This window comes from Klebsiella sp. JN_Kp127, from assembly GCF_040062505.1.
Taxonomy (GTDB): Bacteria; Pseudomonadota; Gammaproteobacteria; order Enterobacterales; family Enterobacteriaceae; genus Klebsiella; species Klebsiella quasipneumoniae.
Window position 1 is genome coordinate 20564 of the sequence record NZ_JBEAHS010000039.1, and the last position, 16811, is coordinate 37374.

General features: G+C 54.4%; 15 protein-coding genes. All 15 read left to right on the forward strand.

Features of this window, described 5'->3' with window-relative positions; genetic code table 11:
- Positions 1-25 precede the first annotated feature (25 nt).
- Positions 26-265: a F0F1 ATP synthase subunit C gene (gene atpE, locus ABLV04_RS14655; protein ID WP_000429386.1), complete on the forward strand. Its 240-nt coding sequence runs from the start codon at positions 26-28 to the stop codon at positions 263-265.
- 50 nt (positions 266-315) lie between these two features.
- The gene (gene atpF, locus ABLV04_RS14660; RefSeq protein ID WP_004107293.1) at positions 316-786 is read left to right on the forward strand and encodes a F0F1 ATP synthase subunit B; all 471 of its coding nucleotides are present in this window, start codon (positions 316-318) and stop codon (positions 784-786) included.
- Between the two features lie 14 nt (positions 787-800).
- A complete protein-coding gene (gene atpH / locus ABLV04_RS14665) occupies positions 801-1334 on the forward strand; it encodes a F0F1 ATP synthase subunit delta (RefSeq protein ID WP_004202307.1) in 534 nt (177 codons plus the stop codon).
- Between the two features lie 12 nt (positions 1335-1346).
- Complete coding sequence (gene atpA / locus ABLV04_RS14670; protein ID WP_004144995.1) at positions 1347-2888, forward strand: F0F1 ATP synthase subunit alpha; 1542 nt, start codon at positions 1347-1349, stop codon at positions 2886-2888.
- A gap of 50 nt (positions 2889-2938) precedes the next feature.
- Positions 2939-3802 carry a F0F1 ATP synthase subunit gamma gene (atpG, locus tag ABLV04_RS14675; RefSeq protein WP_004144996.1) on the forward strand — a complete coding sequence of 288 codons (864 nt, stop codon included), beginning with the start codon at positions 2939-2941 and terminating at the stop codon, positions 3800-3802.
- Between the two features lie 26 nt (positions 3803-3828).
- On the forward strand, positions 3829-5211 hold the full coding sequence (gene atpD, locus ABLV04_RS14680) for a F0F1 ATP synthase subunit beta (RefSeq protein WP_023291474.1): 1383 nt from the start codon (positions 3829-3831) through the stop codon (positions 5209-5211).
- A 20-nt stretch (positions 5212-5231) separates the two neighbouring features.
- Positions 5232-5651 carry a F0F1 ATP synthase subunit epsilon gene (locus ABLV04_RS14685; protein ID WP_004107274.1) on the forward strand — a complete coding sequence of 140 codons (420 nt, stop codon included), beginning with the start codon at positions 5232-5234 and terminating at the stop codon, positions 5649-5651.
- Between the two features lie 701 nt (positions 5652-6352).
- On the forward strand, positions 6353-7723 hold the full coding sequence (gene glmU, locus ABLV04_RS14690; RefSeq protein ID WP_049013452.1) for a bifunctional UDP-N-acetylglucosamine diphosphorylase/glucosamine-1-phosphate N-acetyltransferase GlmU: 1371 nt from the start codon (positions 6353-6355) through the stop codon (positions 7721-7723).
- Between the two features lie 186 nt (positions 7724-7909).
- Positions 7910-9739, forward strand: coding sequence for a glutamine--fructose-6-phosphate transaminase (isomerizing) (gene glmS / locus ABLV04_RS14695; RefSeq protein ID WP_023291472.1), 1830 nt, complete (start codon positions 7910-7912; stop codon positions 9737-9739).
- A 339-nt stretch (positions 9740-10078) separates the two neighbouring features.
- On the forward strand, positions 10079-11119 hold the full coding sequence (gene pstS, locus ABLV04_RS14700; protein WP_023291471.1) for a phosphate ABC transporter substrate-binding protein PstS: 1041 nt from the start codon (positions 10079-10081) through the stop codon (positions 11117-11119).
- A 127-nt stretch (positions 11120-11246) separates the two neighbouring features.
- Positions 11247-12206: a phosphate ABC transporter permease PstC gene (gene pstC, locus ABLV04_RS14705; protein WP_004145004.1), complete on the forward strand. Its 960-nt coding sequence runs from the start codon at positions 11247-11249 to the stop codon at positions 12204-12206.
- Positions 12206-13096, forward strand: coding sequence for a phosphate ABC transporter permease PstA (gene pstA, locus ABLV04_RS14710; RefSeq protein WP_023291470.1), 891 nt, complete (start codon positions 12206-12208; stop codon positions 13094-13096). The genes pstC and pstA overlap by 1 nt, the downstream gene beginning before the upstream one ends.
- A 46-nt stretch (positions 13097-13142) precedes the next feature.
- The gene (pstB, locus tag ABLV04_RS14715) at positions 13143-13916 is read left to right on the forward strand and encodes a phosphate ABC transporter ATP-binding protein PstB (protein ID WP_004145006.1); all 774 of its coding nucleotides are present in this window, start codon (positions 13143-13145) and stop codon (positions 13914-13916) included.
- A gap of 50 nt (positions 13917-13966) precedes the next feature.
- Positions 13967-14692: a phosphate signaling complex protein PhoU gene (phoU, locus tag ABLV04_RS14720; protein ID WP_004145007.1), complete on the forward strand. Its 726-nt coding sequence runs from the start codon at positions 13967-13969 to the stop codon at positions 14690-14692.
- A gap of 475 nt (positions 14693-15167) precedes the next feature.
- Complete coding sequence (locus ABLV04_RS14725) at positions 15168-16799, forward strand: carbohydrate porin (protein WP_348815837.1); 1632 nt, start codon at positions 15168-15170, stop codon at positions 16797-16799.
- The last annotated feature ends 12 nt before the right edge of the window (positions 16800-16811 follow it).

The window sequence follows — 16811 nt, forward strand, 5'->3', positions numbered from 1 at the left end:
TAACTGAAACAAACTGGAGACTGTCATGGAAAACCTGAATATGGATCTGCTGTACATGGCTGCCGCTGTGATGATGGGTCTGGCGGCAATCGGTGCTGCGATCGGTATCGGCATCCTCGGAGGTAAATTCCTGGAAGGCGCAGCGCGTCAGCCGGATCTGATCCCTCTGCTGCGTACTCAGTTCTTTATCGTTATGGGTCTGGTGGATGCTATCCCGATGATCGCTGTAGGTCTGGGTCTGTACGTGATGTTCGCCGTCGCGTAGTAAGTTGTTAGAAACCTAAGCCACAGAGTTAATTAAAGAGGTATTGTGCTGTGAACATGAACGCAACAATCCTCGGCCAGGCCATCGCGTTTGTTATCTTCGTATGGTTCTGCATGAAGTACGTATGGCCGCCTTTAATGGCTGCCATCGAAAAACGCCAGAAAGAGATTTCTGACGGTTTAGCTTCTGCAGAACGCGCTAAGAAAGATTTGGACCTTGCACAGGCCAACGCGACCGACCAGCTGAAAAAAGCGAAAGCGGAAGCCCAGGTAATCATTGAGCAGGCGAACAAGCGCCGCTCTCAGATTCTGGACGAAGCTAAAGCTGAAGCAGAACAGGAACGCACCAAAATCGTTGCACAAGCGCAGGCTGAAATTGATGCTGAGCGTAAACGTGCACGCGAGGAGCTGCGTAAGCAGGTCGCTATCCTGGCTGTTGCTGGCGCCGAGAAGATCATCGAACGTTCCGTGGATGAAGCTGCTAACAGCGACATCGTGGATAAACTTGTCGCTGAACTGTAAGGAGGGAGGGGCTGATGTCTGAATTTGTAACGGTAGCTCGCCCCTACGCCAAAGCAGCTTTTGACTTTGCCGTCGAACACAACAGTGTTGAACGCTGGCAGGATATGCTGGCGTTTGCCGCCGAAGTGACCAAAAACGACCAAATGGCAGAGCTTCTCTCCGGTGCTTTGGCGCCGGAAACGCTCTCAGAAGCGTTTATCGCTATCTGCGGCGAGCAACTTGACGAAAACGGCCAGAACCTGATTAAGGTGATGGCGGAAAATAATCGTCTGAAGGTGCTCCCGGACGTTCTTGAGCAATTCATTCACCTGCGCGCGGCCAGTGAGGCCATCGCAGAGGTAGAAGTCATATCTGCCAACCAACTGAGTGATGAACAGCTTGCCAGGATCGTCAGCGCGATGGAAAAACGTCTGTCACGCAAAGTTAAGCTGAATTGCAAAATCGATAAGTCTGTTATGGCAGGTATTATCATCCGTGCGGGTGATATGGTCATTGATGGCAGCGTACGCGGCCGTCTTGATCGCCTTGCAGACGTCTTGCAGTCTTAAGGGGACTGGAGCATGCAACTGAATTCCACCGAAATCAGCGAACTGATCAAGCAGCGCATTGCTCAGTTCAATGTTGTGAGCGAAGCTCATAACGAAGGTACTATTGTTTCTGTAAGTGACGGTGTTATCCGCATCCACGGCCTTGCCGAATGTATGCAGGGTGAGATGATCTCCCTGCCGGGTAACCGTTACGCTATCGCACTGAACCTGGAGCGCGACTCCGTTGGTGCGGTGGTGATGGGTCCGTACGCTGACCTCGCCGAAGGCATGAAGGTGAAATGTACTGGCCGTATCCTGGAAGTTCCGGTTGGCCGTGGCCTGCTGGGCCGCGTGGTTAACACCCTGGGCGCGCCAATTGATGGTAAAGGTCCGCTGGAAAACGACGGTTTCTCCGCCGTTGAAGCGATCGCGCCGGGCGTAATCGAACGTCAGTCCGTCGATCAGCCGGTACAGACCGGTTATAAATCCGTTGACGCCATGATCCCAATCGGTCGTGGTCAGCGTGAACTGATCATCGGCGACCGTCAGACCGGTAAAACTGCGCTGGCTATCGATGCCATCATCAACCAGCGTGATTCCGGCATCAAGTGCGTCTATGTTGCTATCGGCCAGAAAGCGTCCACCATCTCTAACGTGGTGCGTAAACTGGAAGAGCACGGCGCGCTGGCTAACACCATCGTGGTGGTAGCGACTGCATCCGAATCTGCTGCACTGCAATACCTGGCACCATACGCGGGTTGCGCAATGGGCGAATACTTCCGCGACCGCGGTGAAGATGCGCTGATCGTTTACGATGACCTGTCTAAACAGGCTGTTGCTTATCGTCAGATCTCCCTGCTGCTCCGTCGTCCGCCAGGACGTGAAGCGTTCCCGGGCGACGTATTCTACCTCCACTCTCGTCTGCTGGAGCGTGCTGCGCGTGTTAACGCCGAATACGTTGAAGCCTTCACCAAAGGTGAAGTGAAAGGGAAAACCGGTTCTCTGACCGCGCTGCCGATTATCGAAACCCAGGCGGGTGACGTTTCCGCGTTCGTTCCGACCAACGTAATCTCCATTACCGATGGTCAGATCTTCCTGGAAACCAACCTGTTCAACGCCGGTATTCGTCCTGCGGTTAACCCGGGTATCTCGGTATCACGTGTGGGTGGTGCAGCGCAGACCAAGATCATGAAGAAACTGTCCGGTGGTATCCGTACCGCGCTGGCGCAGTATCGTGAACTGGCGGCGTTCTCCCAGTTTGCATCCGACCTTGACGATGCAACCCGCAAACAGCTGGACCACGGTCAGAAAGTGACCGAACTGCTGAAACAGAAACAGTATGCGCCGATGTCCGTCGCGCAGCAGTCTCTGGTTCTGTTCGCAGCAGAACGTGGTTATCTGGCTGATGTAGAACTGGCGAAAATCGGTAGCTTCGAAGCCGCTCTGCTGGCTTACGTCGACCGTGATCACGCTCCGCTGATGCAAGAGATTAACCAGTCCGGTGGCTATAACGACGAAATCGAAGGCAAGCTGAAAGGCATCCTCGATTCCTTCAAAGCAACCCAGTCCTGGTAACGTCTGGCGGTCTGTCTTAGGGCAGGCCGCAAGGCATTGAGGAGAAGCTCATGGCCGGCGCAAAAGAGATACGTAGTAAGATCGCAAGCGTCCAGAACACGCAAAAGATCACTAAAGCGATGGAGATGGTCGCCGCTTCCAAAATGCGTAAATCGCAGGAGCGCATGGCGGCCAGCCGTCCTTACGCAGATACTATGCGCAAAGTGATTGGTCACCTTGCGAACGGTAATCTGGAATATAAGCACCCTTACCTGGAAGAACGCGACGTTAAGCGCGTGGGCTACCTGGTGGTGTCGACCGACCGTGGTTTGTGCGGCGGCTTGAACATTAACCTGTTCAAGAAACTGCTGGCGGAAATGAAAGCATGGTCCGATAAAGGCGTTCAGTGCGACCTCGCAATGATCGGCTCTAAGGGCGTCTCTTTCTTTAACTCCGTTGGCGGCAACGTCGTTGCACAGGTGACCGGTATGGGGGATAACCCATCCCTGTCCGAACTGATCGGCCCGGTAAAAGTGATGTTGCAGGCCTATGATGAAGGCCGTCTGGACAAGCTGTACGTTGTCAGCAACAAATTTATTAACACCATGTCTCAGGTTCCGACGATCACTCAGCTGCTGCCGTTACCGGCATCAGAAGACGCTGATCTGAAACGTAAATCCTGGGATTACCTGTATGAGCCCGATCCGAAAGCGCTGCTGGATACCCTCCTGCGCCGCTACGTCGAGTCTCAGGTTTATCAGGGCGTGGTTGAAAACCTGGCCAGCGAGCAGGCCGCCCGTATGGTGGCGATGAAAGCCGCGACCGATAATGGCGGCAGCCTGATTAAAGAGCTGCAGTTGGTATACAACAAAGCTCGTCAGGCCAGCATTACTCAGGAACTCACCGAGATCGTCTCGGGGGCCGCCGCGGTTTAACCAGGTTATTTCGTAGAGGATTTAAGATGGCTACTGGAAAGATTGTCCAGGTAATCGGCGCCGTGGTCGACGTCGAGTTCCCTCAGGATGCCGTACCACGCGTGTACGAAGCCCTTGAGGTACAGAATGGTAATGAAGTTCTGGTGCTGGAAGTTCAGCAGCAGCTGGGCGGCGGTATCGTGCGTACCATCGCCATGGGTTCTTCCGATGGTCTGCGCCGCGGTCTGGATGTAAAAGACCTCGAGCACCCGATCGAAGTCCCGGTTGGTAAAGCTACGCTGGGTCGTATCATGAACGTACTGGGTCAACCGGTCGACATGAAAGGCGACATCGGCGAAGAAGAGCGTTGGGCTATCCACCGCGCAGCACCGTCTTATGAAGAGCTGTCCAGCTCTCAGGAACTGCTGGAAACCGGCATCAAAGTTATCGACCTGATGTGTCCGTTCGCCAAGGGCGGTAAAGTCGGTCTGTTCGGTGGCGCGGGTGTAGGTAAAACCGTAAACATGATGGAGCTGATCCGTAACATCGCGATCGAGCACTCCGGTTACTCCGTGTTTGCGGGCGTAGGTGAACGTACTCGTGAGGGTAACGACTTCTACCACGAAATGACCGACTCCAACGTTATCGACAAAGTATCCCTGGTGTATGGCCAGATGAACGAGCCGCCGGGAAACCGTCTGCGCGTTGCGCTGACCGGCCTGACCATGGCTGAGAAGTTCCGTGACGAAGGTCGTGACGTACTGCTGTTCGTCGATAACATCTATCGTTACACCCTGGCCGGTACGGAAGTATCCGCACTGCTGGGTCGTATGCCTTCAGCGGTAGGTTACCAGCCGACCCTGGCGGAAGAGATGGGCGTTCTGCAGGAACGTATCACCTCCACCAAAACCGGCTCTATCACTTCCGTACAGGCGGTATACGTACCGGCGGATGACTTAACTGACCCATCCCCAGCCACTACCTTTGCTCACTTAGATGCAACCGTAGTACTGAGCCGTCAGATCGCATCCCTGGGTATCTACCCGGCCGTTGACCCGCTGGACTCCACCAGCCGTCAGCTGGATCCGCTGGTTGTTGGTCAGGAGCACTACGACACCGCTCGTGGCGTTCAGTCCATTCTGCAGCGTTATCAGGAACTGAAAGACATTATCGCCATCCTGGGTATGGATGAACTGTCTGAAGAAGATAAACTGGTGGTAGCTCGCGCGCGTAAGATCCAGCGCTTCCTGTCCCAGCCGTTCTTCGTGGCAGAAGTATTTACCGGTTCTCCAGGCAAATACGTCTCCCTGAAAGACACCATCCGTGGCTTTAAAGGCATCATGGAAGGCGAATACGATCACCTGCCGGAGCAGGCGTTCTACATGGTCGGTTCTATCGACGAAGCCGTGGAAAAAGCCAAAAAACTTTAACGCCTTAATCGGAGGGTGATATGGCAATGACTTACCACCTGGACGTCGTCAGCGCAGAGAAACAAATGTTCTCTGGTCTGGTCGAGAAAATCCAGGTAACGGGTAGCGAAGGTGAACTGGGTATTTACCCGGGGCACGCGCCGCTGCTCACCGCCATTAAGCCTGGTATGATTCGCATCGTTAAGCAGCACGGTCACGAAGAATTTATCTACCTGTCAGGCGGCATTCTTGAAGTGCAGCCGGGTAGCACGACCGTCCTGGCGGATACCGCAATTCGTGGCCAGGATCTCGACGAAGCGCGAGCCCTGGAAGCGAAACGTAAGGCTGAAGAGCACATTAAGAGCTCTCATGGTGACGTGGATTACGCTCAGGCGTCCGCGGAACTGGCCAAAGCGATCGCTAAACTGCGCGTTATCGAGTTGACCAAAAAAGCGATGTAACACCGGCTTGAACGTAAAAAGCCAGTCTGGTTTCCAGGCTGGCTTTTTTTATGGCCAGCTGCTGACGAGCGGATGAGATGAAGTGAAAACAGAGTTCACCCTTAATTGTTATTGATTAGTTAAATGATGAAGCGTAGACTCTGTTTTATGTGATGTATGTCACATAAAATAGCGTTATCAAATTGCACCTGCGTCAGGAATTCATCATGAAACTGTTCCATAAAATCATCGCTAAATTTAGCGTCTTGAGCTTCTAAGCTCCGCGCTATCTCCCCCGCTGACACGACGTATCGCCCATCAAAACGACAACACTGGCGATGTGAAACCGGGCAAAGAAGGTCACCTGACGGTGGCCTTTCGTTTTTAATCACTACATCAATCACTTTGCCGCCCTCCCCCCGCCAGCGACTGGCGACGATTATCCTGGTTCTTCCCGCTGTGGGTGCTGAAAACCGCTTTCCGCAGTGGCTTTATTCAGGTGACGAAAAAACAGCAAAAGCAGTGAGATAGTCAATGATTATCCTCCCTACCCTCCTTTTTCAGCGTTAAACTGATTTGCAGTGGTTAAAAATAGCGTCATAAAATGGTGTATAGCCGTGAGCCTGGACGTTTTCTCCACGTCTCGTTTTATGATGAAAAATATGTAGAAATTTCAACGTGAAAGGCTTTTACTTTTCGTTCTAACTACCGTCAGGATGAGTATGTCAAATAGTGCGATGAGCGTGGTTATCCTTGCCGCAGGCAAAGGGACCCGCATGTATTCCGATCTTCCTAAGGTGCTGCATACCCTGGCCGGGAAGCCAATGGTGCAGCATGTCATTGATGCCGCTAACGATTTAGGCGCATGTGCGGTACACCTGGTGTACGGCCACGGCGGCGATCTGCTGCGTCAGACGCTGCATGAAGACAACCTGAACTGGGTGCTGCAGGCCGAGCAGCTAGGAACCGGGCACGCCATGCAGCAGGCGGCGCCGTTCTTCAATGATGATGAAGACATCCTGATGCTCTACGGCGACGTGCCGCTGATCTCCGTCGAGACGCTACAGCGCCTGCGCGCCGCGAAACCGCAGGGCGGGATTGGTCTGCTGACGGTGAAGCTGGATGATCCAACCGGCTATGGCCGCATTACCCGTGAGAATGGCCAGGTGACAGGCATCGTTGAGCACAAAGATGCCAGCGAGACGCAGCGCCAGATTCAGGAAATTAACACCGGGATCCTGATCGCCGGCGGAGCAGATCTCAAGCGCTGGCTGGCGAAGCTCACCAATAACAACGCCCAGGGCGAATACTACATCACCGATATCATCGCCATGGCGCATCAGGAAGGTCACGAGATCGTTGCCGTGCATCCCCAGCGCCTGAGCGAAGTCGAAGGCGTCAACAATCGCCTGCAGCTTGCGCGCCTGGAGCGCGTCTACCAGGCTGAGCAAGCGGAAAAGCTGCTGCTGGCGGGGGTGATGTTGCGCGATCCGGCGCGTTTCGATCTGCGCGGTACGCTGCAGCACGGGCGCGATGTGGAGATCGATACTAACGTTATTCTGCAAGGCCGCGTCGTGCTGGGCGATCGCGTGAAAATCGGCGCCGGCTGTGTGATTAAAAACAGCACTATCGGCGATGATTGCGAAATCAGCCCCTACAGCGTGGTGGAAGATGCCCGGCTGCAGGCGGCCTGCACCATCGGCCCATTTGCCCGTCTGCGCCCGGGCGCCGAACTGCTGGAAGGCGCCCACGTTGGCAACTTCGTGGAAATGAAAAAGGCGCGTCTCGGCAAAGGCTCCAAGGCGGGTCATCTGACCTATCTGGGCGATGCGGAGATCGGTGATAACGTCAATATCGGCGCGGGCACCATCACCTGCAACTATGATGGCGCGAATAAACATAAAACGATTATTGGCGATGATGTTTTTGTCGGCTCGGATACCCAGCTGGTGGCCCCGGTCACGGTAGGCAACGGCGTCACGATCGCCGCCGGCACCACCGTCACACGCAATATCGCCGATAACGAACTGGTGTTGAGCCGCGTACCGCAGGTCCACAAACAGGGCTGGCAGCGTCCGGTGAAGAAAAAATAAACAGGATTGTCGCCGGGGGTGAAAAACGCCCGGCGAACCAGGATGAGAGGGTCAATATAGATCCCCGTCCGCAGGCAGTACCATAACAATAACCCCACTCTCTACAAGGCTCGGGGCGCCCGGAAAACGGGCAAATACAGGTCAGCGACAACGCATGGCATATCGCCATTATCAGGAAATTTAACTATGTGTGGAATTGTTGGCGCAGTCGCGCAGCGTGATATTGCTGAAATCCTTCTCGAAGGTTTACGTCGTCTGGAATACCGTGGCTATGACTCTGCCGGTCTGGCGGTAGTCGACAGCGAGGGTCATATGACCCGCGTGCGTCGCTTGGGTAAGGTACAGATGCTGGCTCAGGCGGTCGAAGAGCAACCGTTACACGGTGGTACCGGGATCGCCCATACTCGTTGGGCGACGCACGGCGAACCGTCTGAGAGCAATGCGCATCCGCATGTTTCTGAACACATTGTGGTGGTCCATAACGGGATCATTGAAAACCACGAGCCGCTGCGCGCACTGCTGCAGTCTCGCGGCTATGTCTTCGTCACTGAGACCGATACCGAAGTTATCGCCCATCTGGTGCACTGGGAGCTGGAACAAGGTGGTACCTTACGTGAAGCCGTGCTGCGCGCCATCCCGCAGCTGCGCGGCGCCTACGGCACCGTCATCATGGATACCCGCGACCCGGGAACTCTGCTGGCGGCCCGCTCCGGTAGCCCACTGGTTATCGGTCTGGGCATGGGTGAAAACTTTATCGCCTCCGACCAGCTGGCGCTGCTGCCGGTTACCCGCCGCTTCATCTTCCTCGAAGAGGGCGATATTGCGGAAGTGACTCGTCGCTCGGTGGTGATTTTCGATAAATCCGCTGCGCAAGTGAAGCGGCAGGAGATCGAATCCAATCTGCAGTATGACGCCGGCGATAAAGGTATCTATCGCCACTATATGCAGAAAGAGATTTTCGAACAGCCGAACGCGATTAAGAACACCCTGACCGGGCGTATCAGCCACGGCGAAGTCGATCTCAGCGAGCTGGGGCCGAACGCCAATGAAATGCTGGCTCAGGTCGAACATATTCAGATTGTTGCCTGCGGGACCTCCTATAACTCCGGGATGGTCTCCCGCTACTGGTTTGAAGCGTTAGCCGGCGTGCCGTGCGATGTGGAAATCGCCTCCGAATTCCGCTATCGCAAGTCCGCGGTGCGTCGTAACAGCCTGATGATCACCCTTTCCCAGTCCGGTGAAACTGCCGATACGCTGGCGGCGCTGCGATTGTCGAAAGAGCTGGGCTATCTCGGCTCGCTGGCCATCTGCAACGTGCCGGGCTCGTCGCTGGTGCGCGAATCCGATCTGGCGCTGATGACCAAAGCCGGAACGGAAATTGGCGTGGCCTCGACCAAGGCCTTTACCACTCAGCTGACGGTGCTGCTGATGCTGGTGGCGAAACTGGCGCGATTGAAAGGTCAGGATGCGTCCATTGAGCATGATATCGTCCACGGCCTGCAGGCGCTGCCGAGTCGTATCGAGCAGATGCTCTCTCAGGACAAGCGTATTGAGCAGCTGGCAGAGCGTTTCTCTGATAAGCACCATGCGCTGTTCCTCGGCCGCGGCGATCAGTATCCGATCGCCATGGAAGGGGCGCTGAAGCTGAAAGAGATCTCCTACATTCACGCGGAAGCCTACGCGGCGGGCGAGCTGAAGCACGGCCCGCTGGCGCTGATTGATGCGGAAATGCCGGTGATCGTGGTGGCGCCGAACAACGAGCTGCTGGAAAAACTGAAATCCAACATCGAAGAAGTTCGCGCCCGCGGCGGTGAGCTGTACGTCTTCGCCGACGGTGACGCCGGCTTCAACGGCAGCGACAACATGCACATCATTGAGATGCCGCATGTCGAAGAGACCATCGCCCCCATCTTCTACACCGTGCCGCTGCAGCTGCTGGCTTATCACGTTGCGCTGATCAAAGGCACAGACGTTGATCAGCCGCGTAACCTGGCGAAATCGGTCACGGTTGAGTAACGTATTACCTCTTTTGCAAAGGGCTGCCGGCGGTGGCCCTTTTTTATTTTCACCTGCTGTTTTTCGCCGATCTTGTGCGCAATATGTGGGATGGCGATAGACGACAACCGATCGTTTTGCACTGCGATTTGGTTGTCATAAAAAGAAAATTATTCCGTCATTGTATGGTCATGCTTGCAGATAACTATTTGAGTTATAAGCGTATTATTTGACGCAAAATCCCGTCTCCCGGCCTGTCATAAAACTGTCATAATTCGTACATTTTACTGTCACCTCTTTGACCTATTTTGCTCACCATAGCCTCGAAACAATGATTTACGAATCCCAGCAGGAGACATTATGAACGTTATGCGTACCACCGTCGCAACAGTTGTCGCCGCGACCTTATCGATGAGCGCTTTCTCTGCTTTCGCAGCAGCAAGCCTGACTGGCGCAGGTGCAACTTTTCCTGCGCCGGTGTATGCCAAATGGGCTGACACCTATCAGAAAGAAACCGGCAATAAAGTGAACTACCAGGGTATTGGTTCCTCTGGTGGCGTTAAGCAGATTATTGCCAACACCGTTGATTTCGGTGCTTCTGATGCTCCGCTGGCTGATGACAAACTGACCCAGGAAGGTCTGTTCCAGTTCCCGACCGTGATCGGCGGCGTGGTGCTGGCGGTTAACCTGCCTGGCGTGAAATCCGGCGAGCTGGTGCTGGATGGCAAAACCCTCGGCGATATCTATCTGGGTAAAATTAAAAAATGGGATGACGAAGCGATCGCTAAACTCAACCCGGGTCTGAAGCTGCCGTCGCAGAATATCGCCGTGGTTCGCCGCGCCGATGGTTCCGGTACCTCCTTCGTCTTCACCAGCTACCTGTCCAAAGTGAATGAAGAGTGGAAATCGAAAATCGGCGCAGGCTCTACCGTTAACTGGCCAACCGGTCTTGGCGGTAAAGGCAACGACGGTATCGCCGCCTTTGTTCAGCGTCTGCCGGGCTCGATTGGTTACGTCGAATACGCTTACGCCAAACAAAACAACCTGGCGTACACCAAACTGGTCTCTGCCGATGGCAAACCGGTTAGCCCGACTGAAGACAACTTCGCTAACGCCGCAAAAGGCGTTGACTGGAGCAAGTCTTTCGCTCAGGACCTGACTAACCAGAAGGGTGAAAATGCATGGCCGATCACCTCAACCACCTTCATCCTGGTGCATAAGGCGACTAACAAGCCTGAGCAGACCGCTGAAGTGCTGAAGTTCTTCGACTGGGCGTATAAAAACGGCGGGAAAGAAGCGAATGCGCTGGATTACGCATCGCTGCCGGAAAGCGTGGTTGAGCAGGTTCGTGCAGCATGGAAAACCAACGTCAAAGACAGCAGCGGTAAAGCGCTGTACTAACAGTAGATTTTTGACGAAGATGGCGGGGGCGTTCAGCGCTGCCCGCCCTACGGTTCAGACTGTAGGCCCGGAAGCGAACGCCACCGGGCATTTATTCGAACAAGCTTTAATACGTAAAGAGTAATCTATGGCTGCAACCAAGCCTGCATTTACCCCTCCGGGGAAAAAGGGTGACATGATTTTCAGTGCGCTGGTAAAACTGGCTGCGCTGATTGTGCTATTGATGCTGGGCGGCATCATCGTTTCCCTGATCATCTCTTCCTGGCCGAGCATTCAAAAGTTTGGCTTTGCCTTTTTGTGGACCAAAGAGTGGGATGCGCCCAACGAAATCTTCGGCGCGCTGGTGCCGATTTACGGGACCCTGGTGACTTCTTTTATCGCGCTGCTGATCGCCGTACCGGTGAGCTTCGGCATCGCGCTGTTTCTGACGGAACTGTCCCCCGCCTGGCTCAAGCGTCCGCTGGGCATTGCGATTGAGCTGCTGGCCGCGATCCCGAGTATCGTGTACGGCATGTGGGGCCTGTTTATTTTCGCCCCGCTGTTTGCGACTTACTTCCAGGAGCCTGTCGGTAACGTCCTGTCGACTATTCCGTTCGTCGGCGCGCTGTTTGCTGGCCCGGCGTTTGGTATCGGTATTCTCGCCGCTGGCGTTATTCTGGCCATCATGATCATCCCTTATATCGCCGCGGTAATGCGTGATGTTTTCGAACAGACGCCGGTGATGATGAAAGAGTCGGCCTATGGCATCGGCTGCACCACCTGGGAAGTGATCTGGCGCATCGTTTTACCGTTCACCAAGAACGGGGTGATCGGCGGCGTGATGCTCGGTCTGGGCCGCGCGCTGGGTGAAACCATGGCGGTCACCTTTATCATCGGTAACACCTACCAGCTCGACAGCATATCGCTGTATATGCCGGGGAACAGCATTACCTCCGCGCTGGCCAACGAATTCGCCGAAGCCGAAACCGGTCTGCACGTGGCGGCGCTGATGGAACTGGGTCTGATCCTGTTCGTTATCACCTTTATCGTTCTGGCGGCGTCGAAGTTTATGATTATGCGCCTCGCGAAGAATGAGGGGGCACGCTAATGGCGACCATTGAAATGCAAAGCACCGCCGAGCTGGCGGAGTCTCGCCGCAAGATGCAGGCTAAACGCCGCATGAAGAACCGCATCGCCCTGGCGCTGTCGATGGCCACCATGGCGTTTGGTTTGTTCTGGCTTATCTGGATCCTGATGGCGACGATAACCCGCGGCTTCGACGGCATGAGCCTGGCGCTGTTTACCGAAATGACGCCGCCGCCGAATACCGCGGGCGGCGGTCTGGCCAACGCCCTCGCCGGCAGCGGCCTGCTGATCCTGTGGGCAACCATCTTTGGTACGCCGCTGGGAATCCTCGCTGGAATTTATCTGGCGGAGTATGGCCGCAAGTCGGTGCTGGCGGAAATTATCCGTTTTATTAACGATATTCTGCTTTCCGCGCCGTCTATCGTGGTTGGTCTGTTCGTCTACACCATCGTGGTGGCGCAGATGCAGCACTTCTCCGGCTGGGCGGGGGTGATCGCCCTGGCGCTGCTGCAGGTGCCTATCGTTATTCGTACCACCGAAAACATGCTGAAACTGGTGCCGGATAGCCTGCGTGAAGCGGCCTATGCGCTGGGTACGCCGAAGTGGAAGATGATCTCGGCGATCACCCTGAAAGCGTCCGTCTCGGGGATTATGACCGGGATCCTGCTGGCTATCGCCCGTATCGCCGGGGAAACGGCGCCCCTGCTGTTTACCGCGCTGTCCAACCAGTTCTGGAGCACCGACATGATGCAGCCGATTGCCAACCTGCCGGTGACCATTTTCAAATTTGCCATGAGTCCGTTTGCGGAGTGGCAGCAACTGGCATGGGCCGGGGTATTGATTATCACCCTGTGCGTCTTGCTGCTGAACATCCTGGCGCGCGTTATCTTCGCCAAGAAGAAACACGGTTAATTTTTGCGGCGCAGCGACAGCTGCGCTGAATGAGGAAGAGATTGAGATGAGTATGGTGAATACAGCCCCGGGTAAGATTTCAGTTCGCAACCTGAACTTCTACTACGGTAAATTCCATGCCCTGAAGAACATCAACCTGGATATCACCAAAAACCAGGTGACGGCGTTTATCGGTCCGTCAGGCTGTGGTAAATCCACCCTGCTGCGTACGTTCAACAAAATGTTTGAACTGTATCCGGAGCAGCGCGCGGAAGGCGAGATCCTGCTGGATGGCGACAACATTCTGACCAACACCCAGGATATCGCCCTGCTGCGTGCCAAGGTTGGCATGGTATTCCAGAAGCCAACGCCGTTTCCGATGTCCATTTACGACAACATCGCTTTCGGCGTGCGCCTGTTTGAAAAGCTGTCCCGTGCCGATATGGATGAGCGCGTGCAGTGGGCGTTGACCAAAGCCGCATTATGGAATGAAACCAAAGATAAACTGCACCAGAGTGGGTATTCTCTCTCCGGCGGTCAGCAGCAGCGCCTGTGCATCGCCCGCGGTATCGCGATCCGCCCGGAAGTCCTGCTGCTTGATGAACCTTGCTCAGCGCTGGATCCGATCTCTACCGGGCGTATCGAGGAGCTGATCACCGAGCTGAAGCAGGATTACACCGTCGTTATCGTGACTCACAACATGCAGCAGGCTGCGCGTTGCTCCGACCATACGGCATTTATGTATCTTGGCGAGCTGATTGAGTTCAGCAACACGGATGACCTGTTCACCAAGCCCGCGAAGAAACAAACTGAAGATTATATTACTGGCCGCTACGGTTGATTTGCCCTTGTGCTTTCAGGCTCTCACCAGTTGGGCAATCAGGAGACACCATGGACAACCTAAATCTTAACAAACATATTTCCGGCCAGTTCAACGCTGAACTGGAGTATATCCGCACCCAGGTGATGACCATGGGTGGGCTGGTGGAGCAACAGCTTTCTGATGCGATCACCGCCATGCATAACCAGGACAGCGATCTGGCGAAACGCGTGATTGACGGCGACAAGCAGGTCAACATGATGGAAGTGGCGATCGATGAAGCCTGCGTGCGCATCATCGCCAAGCGCCAGCCGACCGCCAGCGACCTGCGCCTGGTGATGGCGATCATCAAGACCATCGCTGAGCTGGAACGCATTGGCGACGTGGCGGATAAAATCTGCCGTACCGCGCTGGAGAAGTTTTCCCAGCAGCACCAGCCGCTGCTGGTGAGCCTCGAATCGCTGGGCCGCCATACGGTGCAGATGCTGCATGACGTGCTGGATGCCTTCGCGCGTATGGATCTCGACGAGGCGGTACGTATCTATCGCGAAGACAAGAAAGTCGACCAGGAGTATGAAGGCATCGTGCGTCAGCTGATGACCTACATGATGGAAGACTCGCGCACTATCCCCAGCGTTCTGACGGCGCTGTTCTGCGCGCGCTCCATCGAACGTATCGGCGACCGCTGCCAGAATATTTGCGAATATATTTTCTACTTCGTCAAAGGCCAGGATTTCCGTCATGTGGGCGGCGATGAACTGGATAAACTGCTCGCCGGAAAAGATCCGAAAGAGTAATAATCATTTTGTCTAATTCTGATAAATGGATTTATCAGAATTAGATATGCTTCCTCCAGCGGCAGCGATATTGCTGCGATTATCGTCACAATTAACAGGCTGCCCGTTTGAGTTCTTCATTTTATCGCGTAACAATCAGTATCCACTGACTGAGCGCGCAAGCTCAGAATGTTTTAAACGGATTGTTACTGCGACAGCAGGCAAAACCTGATATTGCCCCCCCACGGCGGCGATATCAGGTTTTTTTATGCGCGCTAAGAATGAATTAATAAGGGTTGCTACCGCGATGCGCGGGCAAAACCTGAAGAGGATTATCTGTTTAGGCAGATCGTCTTCTTCGGGTTTTTTTGCTTTTTTCTCACCGCAAAAATAACAGCCCTCGCGCCCTTAAGCGGTATGGATACAGCTATTAAAACCCGCGCGATGCTTGTCGCTGTCGTATTTATTTATGCCAACACTTATATAAGGGAATATTATGTTTAGAAAAACCAGGATCGCTTCGGCGATGGTATTGCTGGCGCCGCTTTGTTATTCAACCACGCTGTTCGCGAGCCAGTTGACGGTAGAGCAACGGCTTGAGTTGCTGGAAAAAGCGCTTAGCGATACGCAAAAAGAGCTCAAAAAATATCAGGACCAGGAGAGAAAAAGAGACCAGATTTGGGCCACATGGTCTTCGCCTGCAGAGAGCCAGACGCGCACCGTCGCGGCGGCGGCAGGACCGAAAGCAGCAGTGAAACCGGATGCGGTACTGGTCAAAAATCAACAACCTGCCACAGACGGCGCGCCAGCCTACAGCGCGATGACGCTGAAAGACTTTAGCAAGTTCGTCAAAGATGAAATTGGCTTTAGCTATAACGGCTACTTCCGCTCGGGCTGGGGAACCGCCTCGCATGGCTCGCCAAAGTCGTGGGCCATTGGCTCGCTTGGCCGTCTGGGCAATGAATATTCCGGCTGGTTCGATCTGCAGCTGAAGCAGCGGGTGTTTCAGGAAGGCGATAAACGCGTCGACGCCATCGTGATGCTCGACGGGAACGTTGGCCAGCAGTATTCCACTGGCTGGTTTGGTGACAATGCCGGCGGCGAAAACTACATCCAGTTCTCGGATATGTACGTTAACACCAAAGGATTCCTGCCGTTTGCCCCGGAAGCCGATTTCTGGGTCGGCAAACACGGTGCGCCAAAAATCGAGATCCAGATGCTGGACTGGAAAACGCAGAGAACCGATGCGGCGGCTGGCGTGGGGCTGGAAAACTGGCAGGTAGGCGCCGGGAAATTCGATATCGCGCTGGTCCGGGAGGATGTTGATGACTACGATCGTTCTTTAAGCAATAAGCAGCAAATTAACACCAATACCCTCGATATCCGTTACAAAGAGATCCCGTTGTGGGATAAAGCCAGTCTGATGGTCAGCGGACACTATGTCGCCGCCAACCAAAGTTCTTCTGAGAAATATAAAGAGGGCAATGAAGGCTATTATCCATGGAAAGATACCTGGATGGCCGGCACCTCGTTAACGCAAAAATTTGCTCACGGCGGCTTTAACGAATTTTCTTTGTTGCTGGCGAATAACTCCATTGCCAGCAGCTTCTCGCGCTATGCCGGATCCAGCCCCTATACCACCTTTAACGGCCGCTATTATGGCGACCATACCAATGGCACCGCCGTGCGCTTAACCTCGCAAGGGGAAACCTATTTACGCGATGACATTATTATGGCGAATGCCATCGTTTACTCCTTTGGCAACGACGTTTACAGCTACGAGACCGGGGCCCACTCCGATTTTGAATCCATCCGAACGGTCCTGCGGCCGGCCTATATCTGGAATAAATATAACCAGACCGGCGTCGAACTGGGGTACTTCAGGCAGCAAAACAAAGATGTGACCGGCAAGAAATATAACGAGTCCGGCTATAAGACCACGCTGTTCCATACCTTCAAAGTTAATACCAGTATGCTGACCTCGCGCCCGGAAATTCGCTTCTATGCCACCTATATTAAAGCGAAGGATATCGACCTGGATAAGGCCGCGAATAACACCACCCACATTTTTGAAGACGGTAAAAACGATCAGTTTGCCGTAGGGGCGCAGGCGGAAATCTGGTGGTGAGACGATAACAGA

What these genes read in the sequence shown, in the direction of transcription:
- atpE (WP_000429386.1), top strand. Translation starts at nt 26, where the DNA reads ATGGAAAACCTGAATATGGATCTGCTGTACATGGCTGCCGCTGTGATG.
- pstS (WP_023291471.1), top strand. Translation starts at nt 10,079, where the DNA reads ATGAACGTTATGCGTACCACCGTCGCAACAGTTGTCGCCGCGACCTTA.
- atpH (WP_004202307.1), top strand. Translation starts at nt 801, where the DNA reads ATGTCTGAATTTGTAACGGTAGCTCGCCCCTACGCCAAAGCAGCTTTT.
- glmU (WP_049013452.1), top strand. Translation starts at nt 6,353, where the DNA reads ATGTCAAATAGTGCGATGAGCGTGGTTATCCTTGCCGCAGGCAAAGGG.
- ABLV04_RS14725 (WP_348815837.1), top strand. Translation starts at nt 15,168, where the DNA reads ATGTTTAGAAAAACCAGGATCGCTTCGGCGATGGTATTGCTGGCGCCG.
- ABLV04_RS14685 (WP_004107274.1), top strand. Translation starts at nt 5,232, where the DNA reads ATGGCAATGACTTACCACCTGGACGTCGTCAGCGCAGAGAAACAAATG.
- pstB (WP_004145006.1), top strand. Translation starts at nt 13,143, where the DNA reads ATGAGTATGGTGAATACAGCCCCGGGTAAGATTTCAGTTCGCAACCTG.
- atpA (WP_004144995.1), top strand. Translation starts at nt 1,347, where the DNA reads ATGCAACTGAATTCCACCGAAATCAGCGAACTGATCAAGCAGCGCATT.
- pstC (WP_004145004.1), top strand. Translation starts at nt 11,247, where the DNA reads ATGGCTGCAACCAAGCCTGCATTTACCCCTCCGGGGAAAAAGGGTGAC.
- atpD (WP_023291474.1), top strand. Translation starts at nt 3,829, where the DNA reads ATGGCTACTGGAAAGATTGTCCAGGTAATCGGCGCCGTGGTCGACGTC.
- pstA (WP_023291470.1), top strand. Translation starts at nt 12,206, where the DNA reads ATGGCGACCATTGAAATGCAAAGCACCGCCGAGCTGGCGGAGTCTCGC.
- phoU (WP_004145007.1), top strand. Translation starts at nt 13,967, where the DNA reads ATGGACAACCTAAATCTTAACAAACATATTTCCGGCCAGTTCAACGCT.
- atpG (WP_004144996.1), top strand. Translation starts at nt 2,939, where the DNA reads ATGGCCGGCGCAAAAGAGATACGTAGTAAGATCGCAAGCGTCCAGAAC.
- glmS (WP_023291472.1), top strand. Translation starts at nt 7,910, where the DNA reads ATGTGTGGAATTGTTGGCGCAGTCGCGCAGCGTGATATTGCTGAAATC.